The organism is Aquabacterium sp. UBA2148 (assembly GCF_002328915.1).
Lineage (GTDB): Bacteria > Pseudomonadota > Gammaproteobacteria > Burkholderiales > Burkholderiaceae_C > Aquabacterium > Aquabacterium parvum.
In genome coordinates this window covers 2,014-5,205 of the sequence record NZ_DCXA01000099.1, presented here as the reverse complement: position 1 = coordinate 5,205, position 3,192 = coordinate 2,014, and the positions used below count along the sequence as shown (strand labels likewise).

The following is a 3,192-nucleotide window of genomic DNA, read 5'->3' as shown; positions in this document are numbered from 1 at the left end:
CCCCCCGCCGCCACAGGCGGTCAACAGCATCACGGGAACGGCCCCGATGGCCCAGCGGCGTTGGCGTTGCATGGTTGTCTCCGGTTTTCGGGGCACCGCTCGCGTTGTCGTTCAACGCATCACATCCAGGCGGCACCCGGGCGGATTGTGCCGCCTCCTGTCAGCGCCTGACACAAGCCGGCAGCAGCCTGAGACGTCCGTTACCTCATGACACGCGCACGACCACCCGGCCCCGCACCTGCCCGTCCAGCAATTGCTGCGTTGCGGCAATGGCTTCGGCCAGGGTGATCTCGCGGGTGATCAGGCCCAGCTTGGTCAGGTCCAGATCGATGGCCAGGCGGCGCCAAGCCTCCAGGCGATCGGCCTTGGGGCGCATGACGCTGTCGATGCCGGCCAGCGTCACCCCGCGAAGGATGAAGGGCGCCACCGAAGCCGGCAAGTCCATGCCACCGGCCAGGCCGCAGGCGGTGACCACGCCGCCGTACTTCGTCTGCGCGCAGACGTTGGCCAGGGTGTGGCTGCCCACGGTGTCGACGGCGCCGGCCCAGCGCTCCTTGGCCAGCGGCTTGCCGGGCTGGTTGAATTCGCTGCGCTCGAGCACGGTGGCCGCGCCCAGCGACTTCAGGTAGTCGGCTTCGGCCGCGCGACCGGTGACAGCGGCCACGGTGTAGCCCAACTTGGCCAGCAGGGCCACGGCCACGCTGCCCACGCCACCGGCCGCGCCGGTGACAACGATCTCGCCGTGTTCGGGCTTGACGCCATGGCGTTCCAGCGCCAGCACGCACAGCATGACGGTGTAGCCCGCCGTGCCGATGGCCATGGCCTGCTCGGGGGTGAAGGCCGCTGGCAGCGGCACCAGCCAGTCGCCGTTCAAACGCGCTTTTTCAGCCAGACCGCCCCAGTGGGTTTCGCCGACGCCCCAGCCGTTGAGCACGACCCGGTCACCGGGCTGCCAGTCGGGGTGGCTGCTCGACTCCACCGTGCCGGCCAGGTCGATGCCCGGCACCATCGGGAACTTGCGCACCACGGGCGACTTGCCGGTGATGGCCAGGCCGTCTTTGTAGTTCAGCGTCGAGGCGGCCACCTTCACGGTGACGTTGGCCTCGGGCCCAGCGGGCAATTGGGCGTCGTCGACGTCCTTGAGCGCGGCGCGATAGCCTTGCTCGTCCTTCTCGATGAGGATGGCCTTGAACACGTTGTGGGTCTCCTGTTGATGGCCTGACGGCGGCCGATGCAGAGCATAGCGCCGGCCAGGGGCGACGGCCTTCAGGCTGGCACTCGCCGCGCCGGGGCGAGGCCGCTTGCCAGGCATCCCGCCCATTGCCAAGCCTCATGGCGACGCAGAAATGCATCGAGCAAAACGAAACTTCACACCAAAGAATCTGATTTTCCCGAATGCTTGTACTGCGTAGAGTCAAACCGTCATCGTTCTGACAGGAGATTTTCGATGCGCAGCTACCCCCGCAACAGCCCCCATGCCGCCGCCCGCGTGGTGGCCCTCACCGTGCTGGCCGACGGCCACCTCGGTCACCAGGAGATCGACGCGCTGCAGCGCATCGACGTGGCAGGGCGGCTCGACCTCTCGCAGGCCGACTTCATGGGCGTGCTGCAGGCCGTCTGCGACGACCTGATGGCCTCGTCGCACCAGCACTGGTCCGGCATCCAGCACTTGCCGCGCACCGAGCTCAAGCAGATGCTCGACGAGATCGACGACGTGGGCCTGCGCCTGATCGTCATGGAGATCTGCGCGGCGCTGTGCGAGTGCGATCAGAACCTGGCCGATGCCGAGTACGAGATGCTGTGCACGCAGGCCGACCACTGGGACCTGCCTTTGCCGGTGCTGCGAACCACGTCCATGCACCTGATGCGCTCTGTGGACGCGGGGGCCGTGGCCTGACACCACGCCCGGCTTGGTGCCGCACAACGGCACGCAGCGACGCGCACCATGGGGCACCGAGGAGACAAGCCCGCGCCTGCGGGTTAGAGTTGTCGATCGCACCTGGCAGCCACAAGCCAGGGCCCGCCAACCACCGCAGGAGCCCCCATGGACGCCCGACTGGACCGACGCCGCTTCCACCAACACACCCTCGCGGCCAGCTTCGCGTGGCTGGTCAGCGGCGCGCTGCAACAAGCGCATGCCCTCAGCCTGGCCAGCTTGAGCGAGCAGGAGGTGGGCAAGGGCCTCAAGGCCGCGCTGGAGCAAGGCGCCAAGGCGGCCGTGAGCCTGTTGGGCCAGCCCGGCGGCTTCCTGGACAACCCGAAGGTGCGCATCCCGCTGCCCGACTACCTCGAAAAAGCCGCCGACGTCTTGAAGATGACCGGCCAGGGCAAGCGGGTGGATGAACTCGTCACCGGCATGAACCGCGCGGCCGAAGCCGCCGTGCCCATGGGCCGAGACCTGTTGGTCAAAGCCGTTCAGAACATGTCGGTGCAGGACGCCAAGCAGATCCTCTCGGGCGGCGACAACGCCGTCACCCAGTTCTTCGCCGACAAGACCCGCGAGCCGCTGGGCGCCTCCTTCCTGCCCGTGGTGGAGAAAGCCGTCAGCCAGGTCAAGCTGGCCAAGGCCTACAACCGCGTGGCCTCGCAGGCCTCGGGCTTCGGCCTGGTCAAGAAGGAAGACGCCAGCGTCGAGCAGTACGTGACAGGCAAGACGCTCGACGGGCTCTACACCATCATCGGTGAAGAAGAGCGCAAGATCCGCCAGGACCCGGTGGGCGCGGGCAGCAAGCTCATCGAGAAGGTGTTCGGCGCGGTGAAGTGAGGCCGCGGCCCCGACGAGGCCCAAGTCGCCCCCCGTCAGCCCTGCCACTTTGCCCGCTCACCAGGTCACCAGGTCACCAAGCCTGTCGCACGCGCTGGTTGAAGGGGTGGGCGTCGAGCCAGCGCACCAGGGCGATCAGCCCGATGACCGAAACCACCGCCCCCGACGCGAAGGCGCTGGCGTAGCCAAGGTGGTCGCCCACCACGCCCCCTGCGATGCCGCCGACGGTGGCCAGCGACACGCCCACGCTGCCCATCAAGGTGTAGTCGGTGCCAGGGTGAGCCGGGTCGGCCGAATCCATCATCAGCGAGTACAGGGCCACGGTGGCCATGGTGCCGATGACGCCTTCGGCGACGGTGGCCAGCCACAGCAGCGGCACACCCCCCAGGCCCATGGCTGCGGCCACGTACAGGCCGTAGACCGCCGCT

General features: G+C 68.1%; 3 protein-coding genes and 1 pseudogene. 2 read left to right on the top strand and 2 right to left on the bottom strand.

Annotation, left to right across the window (positions count from 1 at the left end; all coding sequences use genetic code 11):
* Positions 1 to 205: 205 nt before the first annotated feature.
* Positions 206 to 1,195: an MDR family oxidoreductase gene (locus tag B2W70_RS05355; RefSeq protein WP_286743619.1), complete on the bottom strand. Its 990-nt coding sequence runs from the start codon at positions 1,193 to 1,195 to the stop codon at positions 206 to 208.
* A 252-nt stretch (positions 1,196 to 1,447) separates the two neighbouring features.
* Between B2W70_RS05355 and B2W70_RS05350 the strand changes: the two genes are divergently transcribed.
* The gene (locus B2W70_RS05350) at positions 1,448 to 1,897 is read left to right on the top strand and encodes a hypothetical protein (RefSeq protein ID WP_058086837.1); all 450 of its coding nucleotides are present in this window, start codon (positions 1,448 to 1,450) and stop codon (positions 1,895 to 1,897) included.
* 159 nt (positions 1,898 to 2,056) lie between these two features.
* Positions 2,057 to 2,764 carry a DUF4197 domain-containing protein gene (locus tag B2W70_RS05345; protein WP_058086911.1) on the top strand — a complete coding sequence of 236 codons (708 nt, stop codon included), beginning with the start codon at positions 2,057 to 2,059 and terminating at the stop codon, positions 2,762 to 2,764.
* 73 nt (positions 2,765 to 2,837) lie between these two features.
* Here B2W70_RS05345 and B2W70_RS05340 read toward each other — a convergent pair.
* Positions 2,838 to 3,192 (bottom strand): annotated as a pseudogene (locus B2W70_RS05340) (hypothetical protein); the annotation flags it as partial.

Excerpts from the sequence above, each read along its gene's own strand:
- B2W70_RS05350 (WP_058086837.1), top strand. The coding sequence starts at position 1,448 with ATGCGCAGCTACCCCCGCAACAGCCCCCATGCCGCCGCCCGCGTGGTG.